This window comes from Clostridium sp., assembly GCF_018372875.1.
In the GTDB taxonomy this organism is placed as follows: domain Bacteria; phylum Bacillota; class Clostridia; order Clostridiales; family Clostridiaceae; genus Clostridium.
Genome location: NZ_JAHAIF010000011.1, coordinates 45,112 through 70,796, shown reverse-complemented (window position 1 = coordinate 70,796; position 25,685 = coordinate 45,112). Strand labels below are relative to the sequence as shown.

Genomic DNA, 25,685 nt, shown 5'->3' with positions numbered 1-25,685 from the left:
TCTATCATTTATTAATGCTGATTCTATTCCTGTTTCATAAGTAGTTGGTTCTGTGCTATTGCCTGTAATTGCTGTTCCATTATACCAAGATACTCCTATGTTATTATTAGTGCATAAATCGTATAATTCTTGTTCTAAAGAACTACAAGGTGCTGGTAATTCTACATTCTTTCTATTTAAATACGCCACGTAACAATCTATTCTATTCATTTTACATTCCTCCTAAAATTTAAAAATAAAAGAGTAGCCTATTTGACTACTCTTGTTTTAACTCTTTCTTTTCGCCTTCCTTAAGTTGTGCTAATGCATCCTTTAATTTTTCTGGTATTGGTAATCCTAAACCAGCACAATTTTCTAATAAGCTTATTCCTTCGTTAGCAATATAAAAATAGCATACTAATGTTCTAAACACCCAGTTACCTGTATTTAATAGCCTATCTAATAATACTGCTACAATAAGAACTACGAAGATAACTGCCTTTCTAGCTATCCCTTTTAGTCCTACATTACTAGATACTTCTTTATTTATGTAAGCTCTAACAAGTCCTGTAATGTAATCTAGTACTATAAAAAACACTAAAACCATTAATGCGGTATCCCATGTACCAAACAACCAAGTAAACATTGTACCTATAAAGGCAACTCCCATTTTAATACTGTTAAAAATTCTTTCCATCTTTCTTTACCTCTTTTCTTTTAAAATCTTTTATAATAACCAAATTAAAAATAAAATGAATATTTTTAATTTGGTTTTGTAATACTAATACTGTAGACTTAATAGAACCTTCAAAAAGGTCCTAAAGGTATTACATAATACGGAGCATAATTGCTTTTAATATTTCTTCGCAGTAATATTATTTGCAATTATGTTCCTTATATTCATTAAATTTTTTCTACAAAAAAGAGACTAGAATTGCTTCTAATCTCTCTTAAATCTTATTTATTTTATCCAAATATCATAATCTAATCCTAACCCAAGCTTTGTATTTATGTTGACTATAGCAATTGCCATTCCTACACTAGTTAAGGATGCATGACATAACTGTGAATTATCCCACATACTTCTAATAGATGACAGTTTGCTATTATTATCTACTATTTCTTTAGTTTTTGATACATCTGTCATTTCAGCACTTTTACCTATCATAGTACTATAAAAATCTACTTGACCAATACTTATTGATATGCATGAAGTATATTGAAGATGTTGATAAAAATTATCTCGTTCATCTATATTAATATTTCCTCTTATTCTGTCCATTATATTAACAATAAAAGCTGTAGGAAGATTTCCTCTAACATATTTAACAAAGAAAATTAATGATAAGATATCAATTTGTTTAGATGTTAATTTAGGTATTATGCTTAATGCTTCATTTAACACTAACTCTTTGATAGAGTCACCTTTATAAATTGTTCTTTCAACTAGTGTGTCTACTAATAGCTTCTCTATATTTATATCATTCCTTCTTGCATAATTTTTTTGTGCTTCATATATAACATACCTTAAATCTGGATCTTCTGTATTTTTTATATATTTAGGATTTTTTTCTTTCAACTTATCTAAATAATCATCTAATAATTTTTCTGCACGTTCCTGCACTAACTCTTCTACTTTTTCTCCCAAATCATAAAAATTACTTTTAAATACATTCATAGCTATATCTTTTACATCAGAATACGATAGTCCCATATTATTTTGAACAAAAGTAACTTCTTTTCCCTGTACATTAGTTGAATTATTGCCACTATCTATTGTTTGACCTTTAAGCATCCTCTTTACCTCCAATATTCACATTAACATTTTCCCCTTGAATATTAGTTGAATTATTACCAGAATTAATAGTTTGTCCACTACTATCTTTTTTATTTTTAAAAAAAATACCTATAACTGCTACTATTACTGTAACCCCAATTCCATCAAAAATCCATTCTGCATTTTCAATAATCCATTCCAAATTAACAACACCTCTTAATATGTAAATTTTATACTATACATTTTAAAACATACAAAAATACTTGTCAAAATTTACATATTAATAAGTTTATATTTTATTTGTGGGTATTTTTTATCTAAAAATAGTTCTTCTCCACACTTATTACATCTATGCTTAAATTTAGGTATATCTAAACTCCAGTCATTTTCTCCCGTAGGCTCCATTTCTCCTTCTTTACAAGAGTTGCAAATATATTTGATAGCTATAGGTTTTACTAAAAACTCTTTTTCCATTTATCTCTTCTCCTCATACAAAGAAAGAGACTTAGAATTAACTCTAAATCTCTCTTAAATCTTTTATTTAGTTATGTCGTCCTTTAAGTCTTAAGCGTTCTTCTCTGATATATCACAAGTACCATCTTTTTTAACATCACTACTAATAGTAATACCTTGACAACCATTAAAGACTACATTTGCAAAGTTTGCACAAGTAATCTTTTTACCTCCACTTACTGATAATTGACTAAAGTCACAGTTAATGAAAATTACCTTACTATCACTAATAGAGAATCCGTTAGTTGGCAATTCACTTAACGACTTGAATATCATGTTTTGAAATTTAATTATTGAACCGTTGCCACTAATTGTAACTCCTGTATTTTTTATATCATATATATTTTGTTCCTTAGTACTACTACTTGCCCATATCCTTATATTATTAAAGCCATTTATATTTTCTAATTTAGATTCTAATGGCATTGCACTATTCAAACCAGTTAGTTTAATACCTATTGATTTCTTAGATTCAGAATTTTGAAGTAGTGGAAGTACATTTTCACAATATACTTTGTTATTGGATTCTATCGCGAACTCTCCGCTTTCTATTGAAGTATTTATAGGTAATCGTATATCATTTCTTCCTAATACAGTACTTTGAATAATTTTAATTTTTTCTATGGAACTAAGCCATTCACAATTTTCAATAATGTTATTTCCACCAAGATTAATCATAAGAATATTACCTTGAATTGAACTATATCCAGTCAAATTAATTTGTGATAATCTACAATAACTACTAGAAGATAACTTTATAAGATTTTCACTGTTAGGGGTATTATTAAACAACGATTGAAGATTTTCTACATTTACATAGAAAGCTGAATCTATATCTAATAATGTTTTGCTGATATTCTCACCGCTACACCCTAAAAGTGATATATTTCTACTTGATCCATGAATATAATAAGCCTTCTCTTTAACATGGTCAACACCACAATTAATTAGAGTTGAATAAATTACATCTTTTGTTTCAAATCCATAGTTACATATATTAACAGAACAAGCATTGAACCTATGAGCTGTACCACCTAGAATATTAAACCCTTTGTTAACATTATTTATATTAACATTATTATAGTTCCATGAATATCCATTAATTCTACAAGCTTCATCAAAGTAAGCAATAAATATATCTTCTAATGTAATTTGGGCTATAGCTTTGCTAAGTTCATCCTTAACTGTAATTGCTAAATATTGATATGAAGGCTTAGAGTCACTGTTACCTTGTAAGTAAATATATTTTATATTAACATAACTAACATTAATTTTAATACAGTCTTGTGTACATTTTAAAATAGTTGAACGATTAGGAGTATAGGCATATCCTGCACCCATTATTAATTTGGACTTATTTATGTTCAATTGAGAACTTACAAGATATGTCTTTCTACCAAATATTACAATATTAGATAAATCACTATCAAATGCTTTTTGTATAGCTTCTGTGTCATCTGTTATACCATCACCTCTCGCCCCAAACATTTCTGGAGTAACATAATTAAGGATTACTGGCTTAAACTCACCATTTTCATAAATATAATCACACTGACCACCATCATTAGGGTAATAATAACCAAATAACCTAATAGACTGTCCGTTTTTTAAACTATCATCTGATACCATATCAGAATAATTCAAGTAATATTTCACTCTTTCTTCCAAGGACGACGCAATTCCATTTAATCTTTCTGTGTATTTCTCTTCTATAGCACCCGAAGTTTCTTTGAAATACTTGTCCCATTCATCAAGTTTACTTAACCCTAATGTTAACGCTGAAAACTCATTAGTGCTTTCTATAGCTCCATCATCACGTATGCATGAAATTATATCTATATCAAACTTTGTTGTAGATAATATATCAGTAGCCTCATATATAACTAATTCCAGCTTTAGACACCCTGGTTTAACTAACATTTGTGTAGTGAGCTGTAACTCTGCAAGCCCTTTAGCAGCATTTATTATAGTTAAGTTATTAAATACTTTTGTTCCATCTGGTTTAAGTCCATATACTCTTACAGTTTTATTCTCCAATGAAAAAGGTACTCCATTATCTAATAAATTAAATAATAAGTACCTTGCTGTATCATTTTGTTTAACCTTTATACGATCATAAAAATCTTCATTAATTTTTAGATTAATTTTATTTAAAAATTTCATAGTATATCACCCCCTCTAAGCTATTACATTAATAGATATTTTAGCAGTAATCTTCTTGTTTCCTTTGTATGACATTAAATAAGTTTTATTATCTACATTATAAAATTCAATCGCTTGCGAAATTATAGTGCCACTTAACCGTATTAATCCTTTTTCATAATCCACCTCTTGATAAATTCTTTGGTTTCCGAATATAGTTAAAGGATATGATGAAAGAATTTCCTTGTAATTACAATCTGCTATAAACTTTTTACCTTTAAATTCATTCGGTAAAGTAATATCTAACCCCCAAGTACCAGTATTACTTACTTCTATATTCTTTAAATCATAGTAATTCAAATGATAATATTCCCTTTCACTATCTCCAAACTTATTATAAAAGCCTTTCTCTGGACTTATAACTATTTTGCTACCATCAGGTAGTTCACTTTCAAATGTACCAGTTTCCATCCATATTTTTGTCATTCCATTCTTAGAAGAAAATAATCTTCCTACAATTTTATCAGATATTAGTCCTTCTGCTGTTATAGCAGTAGTAAAATCCCAATCCTTTCCGTCTGGAGTTCTTTGTTGACTAATCTGTATTCCAGCACTTCCTCCAATCATACACCCATATGTAGGAGAATTAGGATCTAAGTCTTCCCAGATAAATGCTCTTACATCTTGCAACTGTCCTATTTCCTTTTGTGCTACCAACTTAGCTTTAGTCGCATCTAAAAATCCTTGTATTTCATTTCCTTTTACTGTTCCATTAGAATTTAATATATTATTAATTTTACTTTGTACATCTGCTTGTTCTTTAAAAAAGTTAGAAATAGCATTTCCTAACTCTAATGATATATATTCTCCTGTTATAAGGTCTTTTTCAAAGTCTATAACTCTTGCTTTAACATCTATATCTAATCCTGGAATACAGCATGTTACTGTGTCACCTTCATTAACTGTTACTAACTTAATATACTCTTTATAAGCAGTAGTATTGGCCAGATTAATCATATCTATTTTATAATTAACACTTGGCTTGTCTATGCCTTCCTCATAAAGCTTATTACATCTTCTTATTAGTTCTGTTCTTGCTTCTTCTATAGTGTTAAATCCCTCTTCATCTGCTTCAGATTCTTTAACCTTAACATCATCAAAATTTATAACTCTCATCTTTGGCTTTGTATATTTATTTATAAGTTGACTATCTACCCAAGGAGTGCTACCATCAAGCATTATTCCATTATAGCCAGTTGGAATTATTCTTGTAGCAACTTCCTCGATATTTATATCTTCTTCTATTTCATTAAGATTATATCCAAATTCAACCCTTACCCCATTATCAGAGCCAATCTTATCATTGATATAAATATCAAAGTTATCTAAAAGAACCTCTCCACCCCATCTATTTAAAAAAGAATTTTCGTCATCTCCAAGAATTGCTTCTACTATGTTTTTTCTTACATAATAAGATGTATTGGCAGTAGAAATATTACTATGTCCAGTAAATCCAGTACCTTCTAGAATTATATTTAATGCTTCTTCTCCATTCTTTAGAGTTGGTCTAACATCTAATAAAACATTATCTATTAAATCAAAAAATAAAGGCCTTGCATAAGCTGTTATACTATCCAAAGACTTTACTACATTAAAAATTCTATAAAGTTTTTTATTTCCATCACCTTCAACTGATATTACATTTTCATAGTCTATATACTTCCATCTTCCAATATCATCTATTTGGTGCTCTAAAGTAACTAAGTATTCACTTGCTTTATAAGTACAACTTATAGGGAGTAATAGCATATCCCCATTCATTTCATAATTTGTATTAGTTTTAAGATATATTTCAATCTGATTCATTAACTTAAGCACCTCCAATTTGGAATTATATATATTTTAAAGTTACCACTCCATGCAAATGTATTATCCCCTTCTTGTAGGTACATATCTGCATAAGAGCCTTTTAAAGCTACATTGTTTATCACTCCATTTCTGAAGCATAAACCTAACTCTGTATTCACTATAACTTCCTGTCCTACATTTATTTGTACCTCCTTACCATTTATATTAAGTTTTAATAAACCTTCTCCTGTTATTCGATAAACAGGCTTTGTAAGCATTTCATGATTATATAAATATTGTTCTAATTCTCTTTCTTCTATGCCATCACAAAAATAAGTATATGGACTACAAGTAAATATAACTGTAAACTTTCCTAGCTTTTTTAATACTCTTTCTATCGTATCTATTCTTACTTTTTTAACCTTATAGTACACTTCTAGATCATCACTAAATTTTAATATTTCAGAACCACTTTTAATCCATTTCTTTATTCTTCTAAAGTCGTTTTCCCATTCGCAAGGTTTAGAGACAAAATTAAAAGATATAGGCACTTCTATATCTTTATAATACAATTCTCTATATAAAGGTTCTCTACCAGGAATATTAATCTCCTCGTATTGCATTTCTGCAGAAGGTTTTACTGGCCTTGTAACTACATGTAAGTTAAAATCTAAATTTGTTTCATTTCCATATACTATGAAATATTTAGCCATATGCAAAACCTCCCTTTCCTTTCTTATAATTTTTGGTTGATTTACTAATTCTTTTTATTACCTTTTTAGTAGTTTTTTCACTTATAACTTCTTCATCTAACTTTGTAACATTAGTAAGATAAACAACTATGTTCTCTCCTGAACTATTATCAACTATCCCTTTAATATTTCTATACATTTCATTAAGTGGTACTATAGCCTCTGCATTAGATCCTTGACCATTGAATGCATCTCCAACACCAATTCCACCTAATACAGTTGGTGACTTGAATATTGCTCCATTGTAATACCAATCTACAGATACCTTCGGTATTGATGGAGGAATTAAACTAAACTCACCAGATATACTAAAGTGAGGTAATTTAAACATTGATATAAATCCATCCCATATACGTTTTATTGAATCAACTATATTTTGAAATGGTGCTGTTATAGAATTCCAAGCATCTTTAATTCCTTGAACCAAATTGTTCCACACATTTTTTATACCTTCTACTGCCGTATTCCATTTATCAACAAAGGATTGCCATAATCCTTTGAAAAAACCTATTGTAGAATTCCAAGCATTTTTTAAGGTTTCAAACATTGTAGTAACTATATTTCTAAACCACTCACACTTATTCCAAAGAACAACTATCGCTGCAACTAGTGACGTTATTCCAATAATTATTAATGTTATTGGATTTAAATTCATAACAAAGTTTAACGCTGCTTGTGCTGCACTCATAGCATTTGTTGCTACAGTACTTGCAATAGTAGCTGCCTTATGTGCTATGAATTTAGTTGCACTAATACTTGCTTGCACTGCACTTTTAGCAAATGATAGGCTTGCTTTCCCTAAATTTAAAACTAAATTTCCTAACGATTTAGCTCCATTAACTGTTGCATTAACCATGTTAGTTCCAACTTTTATAGCAAAGTTTCCTGCAGCTTTTGCTCCATTAATTGCACTATTCTTAAAATTATTAAATACATTTATAGCATTGTTTCCGAATTTTTTTATATCGTTATACGCTTTAACAGTATCTCTTAATCCAGATGTAAATTTACTAACTGCTCCAAGTGCTAAGTTTATTGTAACTATACCGCCCCCTATTCCCGCAATAGTCTTTAATTGTTCTGAACTTAAGCTACTCAATACTTTTGTTATTTTACTTAATCCACTTGCAACCATTTCTGTAACTGGTGCTAAAGCATCCCCCATCTTAATGGCACTATTTTTAATTTCATTTAATGATATTCTGAACTTATTTCCATTAGTGCCACTTATAGTATCAAAGGCCTTATCTGTCGCTCCAACTACATTTCCCATATCAGATAAAACTTCATTAAAAGCTTTACCCGAATCAGTTACTAGTATCATAGCTGCTTTTGCTGCTTCACTACTTCCAAACATATCAGCTAATGACTTCCCGTTCGCCTTTGCATTTTTGTCAAGTATACTTAAAACATCTCCAACAGATTTACCACTAGCCATTAGCTCCTGAAAACTTTTCCCTGTCAAGCTTTTAATAGAATCACTTACTTTTGTCCCACTTTTTGAAAGCTCATTTAACATTGAGTTCATATAAGTTGTTGATTCTGCTGACTTAATACCCTTACTTGTCATAAGTGCATATCCTGTCGCTACTTGCTCTAGATTAACACTAGTTGCCTTTGCGGTAGGTATTAATTTACCCATATCAGCCGATAATTCACCAACAGTTACCTTACCTACATTTTGAGTGTTTATTAATATATCAGATACCCTATTTACCTCGCTTGCTTCAAGTTCATATGAATTCATTATAGTAGTTAATAAATCAAGTGACTGGCCTGCTTCTGCAAATCCTGCTTTTGCTAGTTTAGTTGATTCAGTTACAAATTTAACTGCATCTCCTGTACTTTGACCAGCTGAAATTGCATCATAAACATTATTTGCAATTTCATTTGCTGAGATTCCTGTTTGATTTGATAGATCTACTATTGCTTTCTTCATATTATCATAACTAACTATAGATTCATCAGCTATTGTCATAACCTTCGCCATACTATCTTCAAAAGTTATGCTTGCAGTGACACTTGCTACTCCAGTTCCAACTATTGCTGTACTTACTGGTTTTAACTTATCACTCATTTTGCCACTAGCTTGAGATACCTTATCAAAATCTTTTTCTAACTTATCCAATTTTAAATTAGATATTTGATTATTTACATCCTCAAGAGCCTTTTTATTCTTTAATATAGATTTTTCAGTATTATTCATTTTGGTAGTTGCATCAATTAGCTTACTGTTACTTCTCTCAATGGCTTTTTCACTTTTAGCATATTCTTCTTTTAATTTTGCTAATTCTTCTGATAGTGCCTTTGTTTCTTTACTGTTCTTGCCTGTAGTTTCAATACTTTCTTTCTTTTTCTTAGTAACATCATCTATTTTCTTGCTTAACTCTGCTTGTTTACTCTTTTCCTTTTCAATTTCTGAATTAATACCTACTATTCTATTTTTATAGATATCTATAATTTTATTTTGAGCTTGAATTTTAGCTGTTAACTCTTTTTGTATTGATGATAACTTTTCTTGAGCGTTTCCAAAGAGCTTTGCTTTCTCTGTAGCAACTCCACATTCTGAACTAACAAGCTTTAATTGCTTTGTTACTTCTTTCATTTGTTTTTGAAATTCACTACTTGATGCACCAATTTTTATATTTGCTCCTGGCATTTGTTCACCTCCTACCCTTGAAATTCCCCACTATTGTCGCTTTCTATAGGGTTTCTAACCATATCAAATTCTAAATAATCTATATAATCAACAACATCCATGTCCATACACTCTTTATAACTCATCTTGTGAACTTTTATTGCATACCTTATTATCCAAAAGAAAACATCTACCCACTTATCCTGGTTATCTTCTATTTCTTCATATCCATTTTCTTTGTCGTACTCATCAAAGGCGGAAGTTTCTTTTTCTTCACTTCCGCCTTTTATTTTTTTATTAAATTTTCCATCTTCTTCATTGTTTTATTTCCAATCTCTTCACCAAGCTTTATAAATGTTGGATATATGTCGTCAAGATCCATTCCATCTAAAAGCTCATCAAGTGAAAATTTATCACCAAACATTTCGCATATATACTCGCACATTAAATCATAATGTTCTTGAGTAAAAACACCTTCTTCATCTGCTTGATTCATTACATCTTGAATTTCAAGCATTCTTTTTAGGGCTCTACCTCGCATTCTAATAGTAGAAAATTCTTTTATTTCAGTCTCTCCATTGTTTATCATTTCTAATTTTATTTTCATATGTCACCCACCTATAAAATTTAATAAATATAAAAGAGCAGGAAAATATTTTCCTACTCTTTAGATTTTAGTTTTACCTACTATAGCTTTTCCAACCCTAGCATCTTCTAGGGGCTGACTAGGGTGTACTATATTCTTGAACTTCAGCAAACCAATCTGCTATTGCTTGAGCTGCGCTAGTATCTGATTCAAGCAAATTACTCTCATCAACTTGGATTGAATATAGATTTTTCTTCTTTCCATCTATAGTATCTTCCTTCTGTCTAGCATAAAAACTTCCCTTTAAACTAGCAGTTTGAGTTTTAACTTTATCTTCTTGAGTTTCATAATTCATTTCAGGTCTTTCAAGCTTTCCACAGTAATACCATGTAAATTCATATTTACCATTTCGCCTTTTCGCTCTCCAACCAATGGCAATTTCTTTAGCCCCATCTCCTGCAGCTTTTAATAAGAATCCGTTTTTATATAAGTTTTCATAAAGCTTTGCATAGTCTTGTGGAGCTAATGTATTTACTGCAAAGTCTATGTCAGTACCTTCATATTGTTCAACTATTTCTTCAACATTATCATCACTATACACCTTTTCTTGAGTGAATTTATCACTTACCTTTGCATTTAGTGCTCTTGCAAGCTTTACAGGTGTCTCTGTTGCATATGTTGTCCCATTATTAGTAGTAACCGCTGCAATATAAATATCCTTTAACCCACAAATTCTACTTCTTACTATAGTTTCTGCTCCTGGCATTTATTCTACCTCCTCTAAATAAGTAAACCTTAATGCTTTGTGATGTATTTTAGTATCAGTTTCAAAAAAATCCTGTCCTTCAACATATCCAAAGTCATTTAATAACATTAACTTTTTTACTTCTTTTTTCAATTTCCACTCATCCTTCAAACTCCAAATATCAATTTGAATGGTATGAATAACATCTTCTTCTTTATCATCAGAAATATTGTTACTTCTATCACTTAACTCACAAAAAGTAATGTGAGTATCATTAATATTTTGGTCATACCACCCTTGAACAACTGTAATTCCTCTAGATGATATACTTTCTAATGCTTTTGCTATAATTTCTATAATATCCATGTACTCACCTACTTTAAATTTGAAATTAAATTCTTATATTCTTCTTCTACAACCCTATTCATTTCTTTTTGACTAGCCTCTATCGTAGGGTATAAAACAGCATGTGGCTCTCTAGTTGTATTCCCCCATTCTTCCCATTGCATATAGGAATATGGTGAATTTTTAGATTGATCCCACCCAACAGTAATAAATTTAACCCCTTTAATATTTTTAATCTTACTAACTTCAATATTATCTGCTGCATGTTCCCCAGTTTTAAGACCTTTTATTCCACTTTTCTTAGGATCTTTACTCCTGTGAACCTTTGGCTTTAAGTTTTTTTCAACTATTTTTGCACACTCTTTAATAATCTTTGTATTAGCCTTATCAATTTCCTTTTCACTTGAAACACTTTCAAACTTTTTTATAAGCTCATCTAGCCCTTCAAATTCAATCCACATACCTTATATGCCTCCATCATGTTTAATCATTACTACATCACCATTCTAGCCTTAATGTAAACATAATTTTTTGAGTTGCCTTTAAAGTCCACATGATATACTTGATATTCAACATTATCAAATACTATAATAAATTTATTTTTATCTGTAGTTCTCATGTCCTTAACTTTATTACAATATCTAACCTTGAATACCAATACATTTTCATACTTTATATTTTGTGCATCATAGAGTTCTTTCCCATACAGCTCCATTGGAGTACACCAACAATCATAGTAATTATTAAGTGATTCTTCCCATCTTCCATCTACTATATCTTTTACTTTCTTTTTAATACTAATTCTACTATCCACTTACTCTACCTCGCTATAATTGCTCAATTTATCTAGTATAGTTGTTACAATAGTATCTTTTTTAGTATTATTGGATATTTCAGTCCCTTTTTTCTCATACATATCATGTATAAGCTTTTTCTGCAATAAATCAGCTAACTTCACAGCTTTTTTATCACTCTTATATCCAGTTCCAACACATGAGCTAATATATTCCTCACTAATCTCAAGTAATTCATATAAAAGGTCATCATCATCTTCATAGTCAATTCTTAAATATCCTTTTACTTCTTCTAAAGTCAATATAATCACCTTCTTTATAAAAACAATGAAAGGGAAATTAATCCCTTTCATCTTAAGTAATTATTTTGTATTAATTGCTATTCATTAACTCTTTTGCTTTTAAATCTGCAATTAAATTATTAAATGCTGTTACTACTGCTGCAACTTCTGCCCCACCATCTAACGCATCTACCTTATTTAATTTATTAATTACTGCATCTGCTCCTTTAGGCCCTTGTGCTCCCTTTATATTGCCTATCTTCTGCCAACTTCCACTAACTTTTTTATAAACATCAAAATTATCTGTTTTTAAGTATAAATCTCCGTCTCTACCTTCTGAATTGGGAATATTAGTTCCAAATAACCATCCTAACCCATTAGTTCCTGCTGCTCCTGGATCTCCTGTTTCACCTTTAGGTCCTGCTGGGCCTGGCGTAAGCTCTATATTTGTAATACCTTCTTCTATGTGATTTAACTTTTCTTTTGTTATTGTTTCTCCATCACTCCATGTTTGCTTTTCGTATGCTGCCATCTTTTATTACTCCTTTCCAACCTTTGCTTCTCCAACTTTTGCTTTTCCTACCCTAGATGTTTCTAGGGCTTGATTAGGGTGTTACTTCAAACTCTATCTTCTTTATAGATCTAGTTGCTCCTTTTGTAACATCTAGTCTTTCTAAAATTCTTAATTTTACTGTATCATCTCTAAAGCCTGCTTCTGTACTTCTTGCAATAGTAACATCTTTTCTTTGAATAAACTTTACGGCTTCTTTTGGATTAGCAACTATAAATATTTTCTTACCAGAAGCCTCTAGTAAAGTATCATCAACTACAACTAATTCTTTACCATTGAAATAGTATTTTCCATTAACTTCAGTTACTAAATTTAAAGGTCTATTTTGAGTATCCTTTAAATTCTTTAAATACGCATAACCATCAGTATTTGTAAATGTAACCAATCCATTCTTAACTGCTGGTACAGATTTATCAATAGTAACTTGAATATCAGAGTAATCCTTAGGTGATTCAACCACTGTAGCATTCTCTTTTAGTACCTTTAAAATTCTAGCATTTTCTGTGGCAACAGCTATTTCTGCAAAATTCTTATTTACTAATGATTCTATTTCCACCTCTGCATCTTCTACTAATTCAGAAGTTAATGATTGAATTAGTCCTATCTTTTTACAAGTATAAGTTAATTCAGTAGTTACTAGAGTACCATCTGTTATATTGTCTCCTTCAGTAACATCTGGTAATGTGTTTTGATCTAAATCTACTACTGGTATAGTTCCTGAATTCTTTGTTACTGTAATAACATCACAATATTCCTTTAAAGAGCCGAATCCTTTTTTAATTTCTTGTAATTTATTAATATACTCCTTAGGAACAATAGCAGCATTATCTGATGTTTTTATATTTGCTCTTTCTTCTGGTGTTAATTCTTCTCCCATAACACTCTTTACTATAGCTCTCATTTCATTTATCTCTTCTTTGGAATTTTTATTAACTAAATCTCTTTGTTTTTCTAAATCTCTTTGCTCTTCCTCTTCTATCACCTTTGCAACTTCAACTTTTCTTTCAAGCTCTCTTATTTCTGCAGTTATATCCTCTGCTTCCTTTAATTTATCTTCATCTAATAATTTTCCGGCTTCCTTTTTCTTGTCTGCAATTAATCTTCTTAATTCTTTAATTTTCATTTTCTCACCATTCCTTATATTTTTTTATAAAAAAGAACTTATTTTAAATAAGCTCTAATTCTAATCTTAATTTTTCTTTTCTTTTTTCTCTTAAATTTTCATGATTTTCTTTTGCCCTTTTATAACTTGTACAACTTGTACTTTCATAGGCTGGATTTGTTACAATTGAAACATCAAATATTTCTTTAATTTTATTTATTGTTCTTAAATCATAACCTCTTTTTCCATCATCCCAATCCCACTTTTGCGATTCAGTATCAGAATAATCTAGTATAAATGCAAAACTACATTTATCTATTATTCCTGCTTCCATATTAGAAATTAAGTCTCTAGAATATGAAGTATCTGTTGGTACTGCATCAAAGAATAATCCTTTTTCATCTACATCTAACACTAGTGATCCAATTCCATCAACTTTATTATTTCTTGCTAATGGTTTGTCCATATCATGATTGATATTAAGTACAACATTATCCATTTTGCAATTATCTAAAGCACCTTTTCTTATTATTTCTCTAAAATAGCCTAAATCCTCACTTAGACTATCAAAAGTAAGTGCATATCCTTGCAAATGAACTTTTTTGTCTTCACCTTCCCCAACGCTTCTAACTTCAAAAGAAGTAGTGATTTTCATTATTTCTCTACTCATCTTCATCACCCCCTTTCTCCTTATCAGCATCTTTTTGCCATGCTGCCTTTCCTTTTATAAGATTCTCAAGTGTAATTTGACCACTTGGTAGTGTTACCGCATCACCACCATCAACCAATGGTACTCCTAGTATCTTTTTAGCATCATTTAATGAATATGCACCATTTCTTAAGTACCTATCTATAATGATGCTTTGAGTTAATGGAGTAGTTCTAAGCATAGCATTTACATTAAATCTAATTTTATATCCTGCTTTCCTTTCATCTTCGGTAAGCAATTTCCAATCCATTTCTTGCTCTAATGCTGTTATTATTGGAATAATCGCATTACTTAAAAAAGCTATTGTCTCCTCTTCTGTTAATGATCCTTTATCTATTAATGAATAAGGAACACCTATTGCACTCGTGATATCCTTTTTACCTATTATTTTTAATTCTGCAAATTGACTATCTGCTAAAGAAAGATTTAAATCCGAAACATTATATCCGGCAGGCATTGTAAAAATCCTTCCATTACTTGAATACATTTTATCGAATTTAGCTTGTATTTTTCTAAGTTCTTTTTCCTCTTTTATGTCAGATGTTAATTGAACAACTATTTTATTAGTTAATCCATTACTAAATAATTGTGCTTGGTATTTTTGAGCTTTAATATTTGTATCAATACTATCTCTTATATACGATTTAGTATTTTTAAAGCTTATTCCATCAATAGAATTATCCCTTAAAATAATTATGTCTTTTTCAAGGCAATTCCCTTCCACATCTCCACAAGTAAAGTTGACTAGCACCTTATTTTCTTTAGTTGATTCTATCAATCCTTTATTATCAACTATAAACTGATTAATTTTAACTGGATAAAGGCCTTTTACTAATCCTTTTTTGTCATAATCTATATATAATCCAGCACTTCCATAATGTTTATTCATTGCTACAAGTGCTTTTATACATTCAAATGCATTCATTGAAGGATTAGGTCTTAATCTTAACCGCTCATAAAGATAAAGGTTATTTGCATCTATATCTCCCTTTTCAGTATTTTTTTTAATTAGAATAGGTAGTTTAGCAATATTATCAGCATAAAGATTAATACACTTTGTATATGTGCTATCATTGCTACTAAAATCACTATCTTCTCCCTTTATCCAACTAGTCCAATCAAAAGGATTTTCACCAGTATAGCTTCGCTTTTCAAATAACTTTTCAAACATTATCTCACCTCCTATCTATATCTGGATATAATTATTGCTATCCCTATCAATACAAAGGATAGCAAGTATAATCCTATATAAATATTAAGAATTAATGTTGTAATTATAATATTAATCAGTGCAATAATTATTAAAATATCTACTAAATTCTTTTTTATCCAATTTAACATTAATTTATCCCCAATCCATTTCTTCTAGTTTGTCAATGGCATTGTATCCTTCCTCTGGCACTACAAATTCAGTATATGCAAATATTAATACAGCAACCATATCTATTCTTTGCTTGTTTTTATCTTCTTTAGCCAGCATTTCATCATCTGACTTTCCTTTGTTTGTAATAGCATTTCTCATATTCCAATCTAATAGTTCATTAGCTTCATATTTAACTTGCTTATCATATATCTTTTTTCTAAATTCTTTAGTCGAAGGACTTAGATTTGTATAAGTTTGTTTTAATAAAATCACATCATAGTCTTCTGATAATCTTTCCATTAATTCTTTTGCATTCATAGGATCTGTTACAATAGATTTAATTGTGCAACCATACTTTTCTTCTATATTTCTTATATATTCCTCAACCTTTGTATAATTTACAGTCATCCCTTTATGTAAATCACAGTATCCTTTTTCAGCATAATCCCTATAATCAATACTTTCTCTTCTATCTGCCAAACTTTCTTCTGGTAAGAATCCATGTGATTTGCAATAAATTATTCCATCTTCAACATACATCATAGAAACAGCTGTCAAATCTGTTGTAACTGATAAATCAACTCCAACAACAACCTCTTTTCCTTTAAAGTCAATTTCGTTAACACTGCATTTCTTCCAATACTTTATGTTTACATATTTATTCAACTCATTACTTTCCAAGAATATATTGAAATTCTTGGTAAATAACTCTTCTTGTTCACTTGTTTTAATTTTTGCAGTCTCTCTATCTGCTCTAATTTCATTGTAGTTTTCTTCTATTCTTAATGGATTAGCCTTATACAATCCTTCTTCCTCCCATACTTCTTCTTTATTGCAATAATATAAAAGACAAAATAATCTTTTATTATCTATTGTTCCTTCTAAAATTGCTCTATCATACTCTAATTCTTCTGGCATAATAGAATTACTTTCAGCATATGCAGTAGTTATTTTAAACATTATAGGATTCAAAACAGATAACTGACCTTTTCTCATAGCTTGTATATTCTTATTATCAGTAAAAGCACCTACTTCATCACAACAAACCGCTGCTGGTCTTATAGAGTTATTCTTATTTGCTTTTGCTGTCCTTGGATAATAAAAACTATTTGTTATCTTACATTTAATAATCCCAATTTCACTATCTGATACAATAAAATGTTTTTTTATTGCTGGACTTGCTTCTATAAGTTGAGCCATAGCTTTTCTAAGTTCCTTTGCTAAATCCCTATCTATGCATATAGAATAGAATTCACTAAATGTTTGTTCTGTTAGCATAAGCAATAATAAAACTAACGCTATTATAAATGTTTTTGCATTTTTTCTAGGAATAAATAGGACTACATCCCTATATCTAAATTTCTTTTTATTCTTTTTATATCTCCATCCAAAAATAGCCGCTAAAAAAAGGCATTGAAAACCTTCCAATCCCTCTAAAACTTGTTTCCCTGCAATGAATCCAGTAGCATAATTAAATAGCTTTAATAGATTATTTATCTTTTTTAACTTTTTTTCACTAAAACAAAATTCAAATTCATCTGAATATTGATTTGTATAATAATCATCTAAGAATATTTGACATTGTAATCTTACTTCATCTGTAGTTATTTCTTCTCCTGAAACTACATCTTCACAATATTTTAAAGCTCTGTCTAATAAAATCATTCATCATCATCTTCTAGCAATGCTTTAATTACTGGATCTTCACTTTCATCTTTAGCCTTTAATGATAGACTACCAAACTTTGCTCTACTTTGTGGTGATAATGAAAGCTCGTTACAACATCTATAAAAATCTTTATTATATTTATCTTTAGCACTCATTAAATCCTTATTCATTATTGCCTTTGGATTCTTATTTATTATTTTTTCAATATATCGCAATCTATCAATGGCTATACTACAAGTTGCTAAAATATATACATCTAAATTACTTAATATTTGACTTGCTTTTAACTCTTCAAAAATATATGTATATATAAGCTTTTGTTCATCTGTTAAGTGTTCTGGTGGAACTTCTATTTTATCAGCTAACCCCTTTAACTTTTCCTCTGTTTCTTTTCTTTTTTCAATTTCTTCTTTTGAATTATGTCTACTTTGACCTTCAACACTTTTGCACGGCCTAGCCATTTTTCAAATTACCTCCTTATAAAGTTTTAAAACTTTCATTTTGGGATATTTTTATGACTGGTAGAGCACATCGGACATTTTTTATCTCTATATAAATTTTCTTGTATCCCCCGGGTATCTTTTGCCTTATCCAACATCAAATTCTTCTTTTATTTTTCTTAAACATTCAAGTAATATTCTTTTCATCTTCACTTTCTCTTTATCTGACTTTAGATAAGCTTTATGGACTTTTATATGGTTTGATTGTGTTAGATATATTAAGTTGCTTTTATCTAGAGCTCTTTCCCTACACTCTTTTAATTCATCTATATGATGCATAGCATATCCTTCTACTATTTCACCAGTAGTGTAATACTCATACCAGTCAATCTTGAGTAATTCTATTTTTCTAGATTCCTTGCATTCAATCCATGTATTACTCCTATAAAATGCTTGCTCATATTTATCCTTCCTTTTAGCTTGATATTCTTTGTATCTTTCCCTAGTATTATCAATCTGGCACTTGCAAGTAACATTCATAGGTATTCTTTTACCACATGAACCACAACGTTTGTACAGCATACTTAAATAATAACCTTGCTATCTATTTCCCTTTCTTTAAGCTTTAACGACTTCTTATCTATATCTATCTTGTGAGGATCATTCTTCCAATTAGCCTTCTTCTTATTCTGCAACCAAAACTTTTGAGCGTTAACATCTGGATGACTATACTTTTTAACTTTCGATATAACCACTTTTTCTTCCACAACAATTTGTCCATCAACCACTTTTTCTTCTTTAACTTTTGTTGGTACTTCCTCATAATAATGAAAGCCTGTTGCCTTTTTAAAAACCCCTTTTTCTACTTCTTGATTGAGCTTATCTTTTCCAGTAGCAATTACGCCCTTAAGTGCTACGCTTTCAGCTTTGTATTTCCTAAATGTGGAATATCCTATTCCTAATTCAGATGCTATTTCTTTATCAGTGCAACCTCGCTCAACCATTGATTCTATCTTGTCTAAGCTACTATTTATCAGCTCTTCAAAACTGTCTTTTCTTGACATTTTATCCCTCCTTTATCGTAGCACTCACTTTTTAAAGTGCTATGATAATTTTGTATATTTCCCTTCCAATTTTTCAGCCTTACATTTTGCACTTTTTTATACTTTTATTAAAATCTATCCTAACCCTTGGTATTACTTGCTTTGAAGTACTTTTTCTATTTTCTATTGAATCAGTAATATAGGTGACGATTACGCATACCATTTTTTTAATGCATATATTAGAAAGAATTTTTTATTTACCCCTCTAATAAGCACCATTTCTTTTTTTACTGATTTAGCCCTTAAACAGTAATTTAACCTTATATTCCTGAATCAGCTATTCTTGCAGCATCTTTTGCCATTTGTTCTTTTAATCCTAAATATCTTTTAGTTTCTTCAATACTCTTATGTCCTAATGCTATTCTTACCGCTTCTAAATTCCCCTTAGTTTCATTGTAAATTTTAGTAGCGTATGTTTTTCTTGGACTATGTCCTGTAATATGTTCTAATCCGATAGCAATGCCAACTTCTTTTAATTTATCGCTATAAGATTTTTGTGTTAATGCTTCATTTCCATTCCCTTTTTTGCTAGGAAATGCAAATTCCGACCTTTTCTTTCCCTTGAGATATTGTTTTAAATGTTTCTCTAATGTCGGTCCAATCTTAGCAACTCTTTTCTTTGGCTTTTTTCTATTAGGATTTTTAGCGACTTCACTTTGCCATTGCTTGTACTGCTTTTGCTCTTGAATTTCAAAATATCCTTTATCTAATGCATCTTTTATTTCTCCAACAGTCAATTCTATTATGTCTTGCATTCTATATCCAGTTGCTCTAGCTAGTAAAAATAACATTAAATTTCTCTCTGGATATTCTATACTTAATTCAACTAATTTTTCTTTATATCTTTCATACTTAGAATCTGGAATAGGATTTGCTGACCCTTTTTCCCAATCTCTTTTTTTCATTTATTCCACCTGCCTTAATGCTCCTCCACTTCTTTTATAACTTCTTTCTTTCATACAATCTCTAATATTGTTAGTTGCTTTTTCCCTAACAAATTTCTTGCTGCCACAATGAGCACATGCTAAGTATTTATTATCCCTTTTTGTATCTTCAACTTCATTTTCTAATAAAATGTTTGATTTTCTACACTTCTTACAAATTAAAATCACATAAATATTTTCCATCTACTCACCTTCTTTCTAATAAAAAAAGAACTATGAAAATAGTTCCTCTTTCTTTCTATATTCTGATTTTCTATATCCTGACTTCTTTATATTTTTATCTATTCTTCCACTGCTAAACTCATTTACAAATCTTCTAGGAGTATCAAAACTTACTATTCCAGATATAGCTTTATTTAATACTATATCTCCATTCTCATTTGTTTTATAAATAGATTTATTCCTTCTTATAAACTCTTTATCACTCATATGTTGCCTTGCTTCACGCCTAGTTACCTTTTCAACTTCTTTATTAAACGCTTTTGCTGCATCATGGCTTTTCTTCAACAATCTCATGTTTCTTTGTATGCACTTTTGTACTGCATGCTTTGATGCATTAAGGCTTTTTGCAATGTCTGTAGCACTATACCCTTTTAAATACATTTCCTTAACTTTTTCTTTATCAAGCATATATTCCTCCTAAAAAAAGATATAGTTATTCCATACCATAAAAGTGGACATTTCTATAAGAAATATAATTAATATTTTTACTTAATTACTCATTTGAATATATTTTAAAACATTTTAAAACTTTTGAACACGACATTTTAGGCGACATTTTAAAAAAAGAGATAGTTTTTTTCTATCCCTTTTTAATACTTCACATTTTATTCTTTAACTTGTTTTCTATCCTTTGTACTTGTCTACGTGAAATTTTAAGCATTTCTCCAACTTTTTCTTGAGTATATCCCTTATCTCTTAAATATTTTACTTTGTCTTTGGTTCTACTAAATTTAGATATATTCATAAGATCTTCTTCTATTGTTGTCATAATAATTTCATTATTGGCTACTAAATAACATAACTTTCTTAATACATTTTCGTTATTCTTATCAACATTATTATCCTCGCAAAACTTTCTAAACTTATCTTCATCTATCTTCATGAGCATTCCTCTCCTATGCTGCTATATGCTGTAACATACCACTTTCCAAATATCTCTTTAGTTAATAAATAATCTGTCGTTTGCCACATGGCCGTTATAGTATTAAAGAATTTAAGTTTAACTATACCAGATTCAACTTTTAGTAATTTATAACTATGTTTAGTATTTAAACTAGTTATAATATATCCTTCAAAAAGCTTGTCCCAAGCTGTAATAAAATCATATTCATTTTTCTTATCAACCTGTTTAAATATTATATCTTGCAAGCTAACTACATCCTTACTATGTTGTATTTTAGATTAATGCTTGTTCTCAACTTCACCTTTCTTAGTATGCTAACCCAAAATTTTTAGCTGTTGTTGCAATATCTCCATCAAATTCAAAATAAGTAAACTTAATACTTTCTTTAGTTGGTATAGCTCCTAAGAATTTAAGTTGTTCTATAATAGACTTTTCTTTTTTATTACTAAGCTTTACACGAGTCTTGTTTTTACCTATTAATCTTGCTTCCATTTACTTATTCCTTTCTTAGTATTACGTATTATAATCTTTTATAAACATCATTGATTATTGCTTGTTTTGATTTTCTTTTTGATGTTTCTGCTAACTCAATAAACCTATCTTCTTCAACATCCTTAAATCTTAACTCTCCACAAATACATATTTCTGAATAAGGCTCATCACAATAATCAATTATTTTACAATCTCCACAATGCATATCCAGATTACCTATTTTCATTAACATCACTTCCTCGTACTTTCTACATAGTATAAGTTAAACATCTTTAAAGAATATAGGCTTTCCACACCTTTTTCTAAATACATAGGTTCCATACACCCACATTTTTCACATTTATATAAAAACACACCATGAACTAAAACTTTATTTTTCACTTTTGCACTCTCCTCCATACTTTCTACACTTTACACTAGACTCAATTGTTCTTCTGTAACACACCATTCTTTGCTAACTGGATATAAACAATATTGTTCTTTTGCTATAACATATCTGTCGACTATTCCCCACTTCGCTCCATCTTCAAATTTAACTTCTAATCCATCTATATAATCCAAATGTTTAGATAATATCTTTTTAACACTTCTATCAGCTTTTTTATTGAATTTTTCCTTATTAAATCTATAAACCATATAGTTCTCACTTTCTTGCAATTACGACTTATTTTTGAATATAATTAATTACATGTTTAATTATCATATCAATACTTCCGTCTCCATTACGTTTGATTTCAAACTTACTTGAATCTTTATATGATTCTTCTGTTATATATAAATCAATATCTTTATCAATTTTTAATCTTATTCTTTTAAGCTTTTTATCAACGTATCGCTCGTCTACTCTAAACTCTTCTTCGCAATTACCAGCCATAAAGACATTGTAGGAATCCTTAAACTCTTCATTTCCATTGAATAACTTTTCTGATACTTCCCTTATATTTATATTTTCATCATTTTGTAGAGCTTCTCTCGTTAAACTTCTTACCTTCTCAGCTAAATAAGCATCTTCAGAAATATATCTCCTTACAAAGCTCTCCGTCGCATTTAAAAATCGCTTTGTATTATCTCTATCATTTACTACAACTTCACATCCTAAGAAGTTATTCATGAAATAATTAGCTCCATATTCATCCTCCCCTTGTCTTTTACCTTGTCTATCTAGTACATACAAATTGAATGAATCTGATTCTCTTACTGGCTTTATAAAAGCTGCTTTCTGTATTTTATGGCCACTTCTAGGTAATCCAGCTAATTGACTTACTAGCTTTACACCTATCTCACCATCTATAAACTCAACCTCATGAGTAAAGTTATTTACATAATCCATTTTTAATATTGCTATCATAGGACCTTGGTCTGTAATTATAGATACTACTATCAAATCACAGGATGGAATATTAACATTTCCCTTCATTATTGCGAATAATTGTTTTGCTAGATCCTTTGACAGATTTATAAAATCGCTATCAGTTCCATTTAAATAGTCTTGAGTTATTTCTTTTACAACATTTCTTTCATAACTAAACTTTGCATACTTAAGTTCTTCATCATTTAAACATTTCTCTATATGCTTATATAAAAACTTATAGGTATCTTCTTCTAACTCTAATTTATAGTTGTTTAATATCGGCTCTACAGCGTTATTATCCAAAATGTGAATCATTGCCTCATTTATGTTTATATCATTAACATATTCCATGGTTACTACCTTCCTTCTATATCAATTGATTATCATATGATAATAAGAGCATATAAGTATTGCTGGATTTGCTCCTATTCTTATATATTTTTAATACTTTAATAATCTTACTGGCAAAATCATATCTGTCTTATTTTTACTTTCAAGTACAATAGGATTAACTGGTGATGACATATAAAGCGTACAATTAGAATCATGGTACTTTAGTGCATCTAATAAATATTGTGCATTAATCCCAAACTCTATTTCTTCTCCCTCTAACTCTGCACTTATATATCTTTCAAATTTTATAATTCCTTCATTTGCTTTAGAAGATTTTATATAACTTCTTTTATTGTTGATGTTAAAAATTACTATACTTCCATACCCACGATATAACTTGATATATTGAGATAATACAAACTTAATATCATCCGAATTTAATGTTATTTTTATATTCTTCTTAACATCACTAATCAAGGCTCTCCAGTTTACATACTTTAATTCACTCTTCTTATAAACTATTGTTATTCTTCCAAAGCAAATTTTCACAAATTCATTGTTCTCCTGAATAGTTGCTATGCTTGTACCCTTTATTTTCTTTAGAATATTAACAACTTCTTCTGGTATTAAAATTCTATTTTCCGTAATAATCTCATTAATACTTCTTATACCCATTCTATATCCATCCATAGCAACAAAATTATTTTCATCTATACATATCGAACTAAGCTGTGGTCTAATATCGCTTTTTTCTAGTGCATATTTACATTCCATTAAAAAATCAAAGTTTGGTATACACTTACATTCTTTAGTATTGTTAAACTCTATTAATTCCGTAAATTCTTCAGCTTCATTAAATGATATTTTTTGATTCTGGGTAGATATATAATAATCACCAACTAAACAAGGCTCTTTCTTAGGCAATAATTTAATTGCTTCTTTAGGTATTAGGATCTTTCCTTCTTCTTCATTTCCGAATGTATTTTCAGTTAAAATCACTTGATAAAATGTATCTTTTAATTCTTTGGTAGCCAATAATCTAATCCCATCTTTTTGCACATTAATTTGGTAGTAATCCACATTTAAAAGCTTGTTAAGATAAATTAATGATTCACTATTAACAATGGCTTTCATCTACTATTCCTCCTCATCCATTCCATATACTAACTGTTCCTCTAAATCTTCATAGGTTAATCCTCCATAACCATTTTGGTAATCTCTACCCTCAAAGTTACAGAAACCTGATGTTTTAGTGTTATTAGATGAACTTCTAGTCCAATCTTCCTTGATAGCTGATACTAAAGCTCCAATTGTATTATTGAAATTGCCATTAGAAATTATATTTAGCTTATCTAATACAACAGCAACAACATCTTTATTTTTATGATATTTTCTTACAGTCTTTAAAATAGTTTTTGCTTCTGCATCTTCACACTTAACTATTTTTACTATCTGTTGTTGTATCTCTGTCTCTATCTCTGTCTCTATCTCTGTCTCTCGTGAACATTTGTCGGACATTTGTCCTTTTTCTTCATCTGAAACGGCTATTTTACTTGGTTTTTTATTTAATTTCGGACATTTGTCCGGACTTTTGTCCTCTTTTTTATCTTCAATCAATAATTCAACTTCATTAGACTTTTGTTCTTTTAAAAGCTTCTTTTCTTCTTCTATCCTAGCTCTCTGTTCTCGTTTTCTATCTGCTTCTGTAGAAGATTTTCCAATAAAATTTTGAATATCTAGAAGATATATTGCTCCATTATCTAAAATTTCTACCAGCTTAAATTCCTCAAAAACTTTTATTGCATTTCTAACAGTATCTACATTGTGTCCAAGTACCTTTGAAAGCGTTTCTACACTATAAGGTATTAGATTCGTAACCATTAGTTTTCCATCTCTTTTTAAAGACTTTAAATACATCTTTAGAAGTATGTTTGAATATTCATATCCGTTAGGTTGTGCCTCAATTATTTTTATCTCTTCTCTTTCAAAAAAATTTTCGTTTAGCTTTAAATAGTAATATTTTTTATTATCAGCCAACTCCTCACCTCCAGGTAAATGTGCTATAATATAAATTGATGTTTTT

Annotated in this window: 34 protein-coding genes and 1 pseudogene; all 35 read right to left on the bottom strand. The window is 29.6% G+C overall.

Annotated features, from left to right (window positions below; genetic code table 11):
- A pseudogene (locus KIB46_RS05830) lies at positions 1–210 on the bottom strand (hypothetical protein); the annotation flags it as partial.
- A 46-nt stretch (positions 211–256) separates the two neighbouring features.
- A complete protein-coding gene (locus tag KIB46_RS05825; RefSeq protein WP_049178532.1) occupies positions 257–676 on the bottom strand; it encodes a phage holin family protein in 420 nt (139 codons plus the stop codon).
- Between the two features lie 264 nt (positions 677–940).
- Positions 941–1,774: an LPO_1073/Vpar_1526 family protein gene (locus KIB46_RS05820; protein WP_291671156.1), complete on the bottom strand. Its 834-nt coding sequence runs from the start codon at positions 1,772–1,774 to the stop codon at positions 941–943.
- Positions 1,767–1,958: a hypothetical protein gene (locus KIB46_RS05815; RefSeq protein WP_291671155.1), complete on the bottom strand. Its 192-nt coding sequence runs from the start codon at positions 1,956–1,958 to the stop codon at positions 1,767–1,769. Before KIB46_RS05815 ends, KIB46_RS05820 begins: the two co-directional genes overlap by 8 nt.
- 71 nt (positions 1,959–2,029) lie before the next feature.
- Complete coding sequence (locus KIB46_RS05810) at positions 2,030–2,230, bottom strand: hypothetical protein (protein ID WP_291671154.1); 201 nt, start codon at positions 2,228–2,230, stop codon at positions 2,030–2,032.
- Positions 2,231–2,320: 90 nt separating this feature from the next.
- Positions 2,321–4,432, bottom strand: coding sequence for a BppU family phage baseplate upper protein (locus KIB46_RS05805; protein WP_291671153.1), 2,112 nt, complete (start codon positions 4,430–4,432; stop codon positions 2,321–2,323).
- A gap of 15 nt (positions 4,433–4,447) precedes the next feature.
- Positions 4,448–6,277 (bottom strand): phage tail spike protein, encoded by a 1,830-nt coding sequence (locus KIB46_RS05800; RefSeq protein WP_291671152.1) that lies wholly within the window; start codon positions 6,275–6,277, stop codon positions 4,448–4,450.
- Positions 6,277–6,972 carry a distal tail protein Dit gene (locus KIB46_RS05795; protein ID WP_291671151.1) on the bottom strand — a complete coding sequence of 232 codons (696 nt, stop codon included), beginning with the start codon at positions 6,970–6,972 and terminating at the stop codon, positions 6,277–6,279. Before KIB46_RS05795 ends, KIB46_RS05800 begins: the two co-directional genes overlap by 1 nt.
- A complete protein-coding gene (locus KIB46_RS05790; RefSeq protein WP_291671150.1) occupies positions 6,965–9,670 on the bottom strand; it encodes a phage tail tape measure protein in 2,706 nt (901 codons plus the stop codon). Before KIB46_RS05790 ends, KIB46_RS05795 begins: the two co-directional genes overlap by 8 nt.
- Before the next feature lie 265 nt (positions 9,671–9,935).
- Entirely contained in the window at positions 9,936–10,256 is a 321-nt protein-coding gene (locus tag KIB46_RS05785; protein WP_291671149.1) for a hypothetical protein, read from the bottom strand.
- A 118-nt stretch (positions 10,257–10,374) separates the two neighbouring features.
- On the bottom strand, positions 10,375–11,001 hold the full coding sequence (locus KIB46_RS05780) for a major tail protein (protein ID WP_195270959.1): 627 nt from the start codon (positions 10,999–11,001) through the stop codon (positions 10,375–10,377).
- Positions 11,002–11,346: a hypothetical protein gene (locus KIB46_RS05775; protein ID WP_195270958.1), complete on the bottom strand. Its 345-nt coding sequence runs from the start codon at positions 11,344–11,346 to the stop codon at positions 11,002–11,004.
- 8 nt (positions 11,347–11,354) lie between these two features.
- The gene (locus KIB46_RS05770; RefSeq protein WP_291671148.1) at positions 11,355–11,786 is read right to left on the bottom strand and encodes an HK97-gp10 family putative phage morphogenesis protein; all 432 of its coding nucleotides are present in this window, start codon (positions 11,784–11,786) and stop codon (positions 11,355–11,357) included.
- A 32-nt stretch (positions 11,787–11,818) separates the two neighbouring features.
- Positions 11,819–12,139 carry a phage head closure protein gene (locus KIB46_RS05765; RefSeq protein ID WP_291671147.1) on the bottom strand — a complete coding sequence of 107 codons (321 nt, stop codon included), beginning with the start codon at positions 12,137–12,139 and terminating at the stop codon, positions 11,819–11,821.
- On the bottom strand, positions 12,140–12,430 hold the full coding sequence (locus tag KIB46_RS05760) for a head-tail connector protein (protein ID WP_316118515.1): 291 nt from the start codon (positions 12,428–12,430) through the stop codon (positions 12,140–12,142).
- Positions 12,431–12,491: 61 nt separating this feature from the next.
- The gene (locus tag KIB46_RS05755; RefSeq protein WP_291671146.1) at positions 12,492–12,932 is read right to left on the bottom strand and encodes a hypothetical protein; all 441 of its coding nucleotides are present in this window, start codon (positions 12,930–12,932) and stop codon (positions 12,492–12,494) included.
- A gap of 73 nt (positions 12,933–13,005) precedes the next feature.
- On the bottom strand, positions 13,006–14,094 hold the full coding sequence (locus KIB46_RS05750) for a phage major capsid protein (protein ID WP_291671145.1): 1,089 nt from the start codon (positions 14,092–14,094) through the stop codon (positions 13,006–13,008).
- A 43-nt stretch (positions 14,095–14,137) separates the two neighbouring features.
- Positions 14,138–14,743 carry an HK97 family phage prohead protease gene (locus KIB46_RS05745; RefSeq protein WP_291671144.1) on the bottom strand — a complete coding sequence of 202 codons (606 nt, stop codon included), beginning with the start codon at positions 14,741–14,743 and terminating at the stop codon, positions 14,138–14,140.
- Positions 14,736–15,953, bottom strand: a complete 1,218-nt coding sequence (locus KIB46_RS05740; RefSeq protein ID WP_363290260.1) for a phage portal protein — start codon at positions 15,951–15,953, stop codon at positions 14,736–14,738. Before KIB46_RS05740 ends, KIB46_RS05745 begins: the two co-directional genes overlap by 8 nt.
- Before the next feature lie 174 nt (positions 15,954–16,127).
- Positions 16,128–17,810: a terminase TerL endonuclease subunit gene (locus tag KIB46_RS05735; RefSeq protein ID WP_291671143.1), complete on the bottom strand. Its 1,683-nt coding sequence runs from the start codon at positions 17,808–17,810 to the stop codon at positions 16,128–16,130.
- Positions 17,807–18,274, bottom strand: coding sequence for a phage terminase small subunit P27 family (locus KIB46_RS05730; protein WP_271841779.1), 468 nt, complete (start codon positions 18,272–18,274; stop codon positions 17,807–17,809). Before KIB46_RS05730 ends, KIB46_RS05735 begins: the two co-directional genes overlap by 4 nt.
- Positions 18,275–18,400: 126 nt before the next feature.
- Positions 18,401–18,835, bottom strand: a complete 435-nt coding sequence (locus KIB46_RS05725; RefSeq protein ID WP_291671142.1) for a hypothetical protein — start codon at positions 18,833–18,835, stop codon at positions 18,401–18,403.
- A 2-nt stretch (positions 18,836–18,837) separates the two neighbouring features.
- Entirely contained in the window at positions 18,838–19,317 is a 480-nt protein-coding gene (locus KIB46_RS05720; RefSeq protein ID WP_291671141.1) for a Xaa-His dipeptidase, read from the bottom strand.
- 299 nt (positions 19,318–19,616) lie between these two features.
- A complete protein-coding gene (locus KIB46_RS05715) occupies positions 19,617–20,261 on the bottom strand; it encodes a tyrosine-type recombinase/integrase (RefSeq protein WP_271806894.1) in 645 nt (214 codons plus the stop codon).
- Entirely contained in the window at positions 20,262–20,483 is a 222-nt protein-coding gene (locus tag KIB46_RS05710; RefSeq protein WP_195270945.1) for a hypothetical protein, read from the bottom strand.
- Between the two features lie 30 nt (positions 20,484–20,513).
- Positions 20,514–20,930: a DNA-binding response regulator gene (locus tag KIB46_RS05705; RefSeq protein WP_291671140.1), complete on the bottom strand. Its 417-nt coding sequence runs from the start codon at positions 20,928–20,930 to the stop codon at positions 20,514–20,516.
- 190 nt (positions 20,931–21,120) lie between these two features.
- Positions 21,121–21,405, bottom strand: coding sequence for a helix-turn-helix domain-containing protein (locus KIB46_RS05700; protein ID WP_291671139.1), 285 nt, complete (start codon positions 21,403–21,405; stop codon positions 21,121–21,123).
- The gene (locus tag KIB46_RS05695; protein WP_291671138.1) at positions 21,402–21,671 is read right to left on the bottom strand and encodes a hypothetical protein; all 270 of its coding nucleotides are present in this window, start codon (positions 21,669–21,671) and stop codon (positions 21,402–21,404) included. Before KIB46_RS05695 ends, KIB46_RS05700 begins: the two co-directional genes overlap by 4 nt.
- A 61-nt stretch (positions 21,672–21,732) precedes the next feature.
- Positions 21,733–21,918 (bottom strand): hypothetical protein, encoded by a 186-nt coding sequence (locus KIB46_RS05690; RefSeq protein ID WP_195270941.1) that lies wholly within the window; start codon positions 21,916–21,918, stop codon positions 21,733–21,735.
- 28 nt (positions 21,919–21,946) lie between these two features.
- The gene (locus KIB46_RS05685; RefSeq protein WP_120362837.1) at positions 21,947–22,144 is read right to left on the bottom strand and encodes a hypothetical protein; all 198 of its coding nucleotides are present in this window, start codon (positions 22,142–22,144) and stop codon (positions 21,947–21,949) included.
- 5 nt (positions 22,145–22,149) lie between these two features.
- Positions 22,150–22,299: a hypothetical protein gene (locus KIB46_RS05680; RefSeq protein ID WP_291671137.1), complete on the bottom strand. Its 150-nt coding sequence runs from the start codon at positions 22,297–22,299 to the stop codon at positions 22,150–22,152.
- 30 nt (positions 22,300–22,329) lie between these two features.
- Positions 22,330–22,554 (bottom strand): hypothetical protein, encoded by a 225-nt coding sequence (locus KIB46_RS05675; protein WP_291671136.1) that lies wholly within the window; start codon positions 22,552–22,554, stop codon positions 22,330–22,332.
- 28 nt (positions 22,555–22,582) lie between these two features.
- Positions 22,583–23,620 (bottom strand): nucleoid-associated protein, encoded by a 1,038-nt coding sequence (locus tag KIB46_RS05670; RefSeq protein WP_291671135.1) that lies wholly within the window; start codon positions 23,618–23,620, stop codon positions 22,583–22,585.
- A 90-nt stretch (positions 23,621–23,710) separates the two neighbouring features.
- On the bottom strand, positions 23,711–24,736 hold the full coding sequence (locus KIB46_RS05665; protein ID WP_287620264.1) for a DNA polymerase III subunit beta: 1,026 nt from the start codon (positions 24,734–24,736) through the stop codon (positions 23,711–23,713).
- A 3-nt stretch (positions 24,737–24,739) separates the two neighbouring features.
- On the bottom strand, positions 24,740–25,639 hold the full coding sequence (locus KIB46_RS05660; RefSeq protein ID WP_291671134.1) for a phage replisome organizer N-terminal domain-containing protein: 900 nt from the start codon (positions 25,637–25,639) through the stop codon (positions 24,740–24,742).
- Between the last annotated feature and the right edge of the window lie 46 nt (positions 25,640–25,685).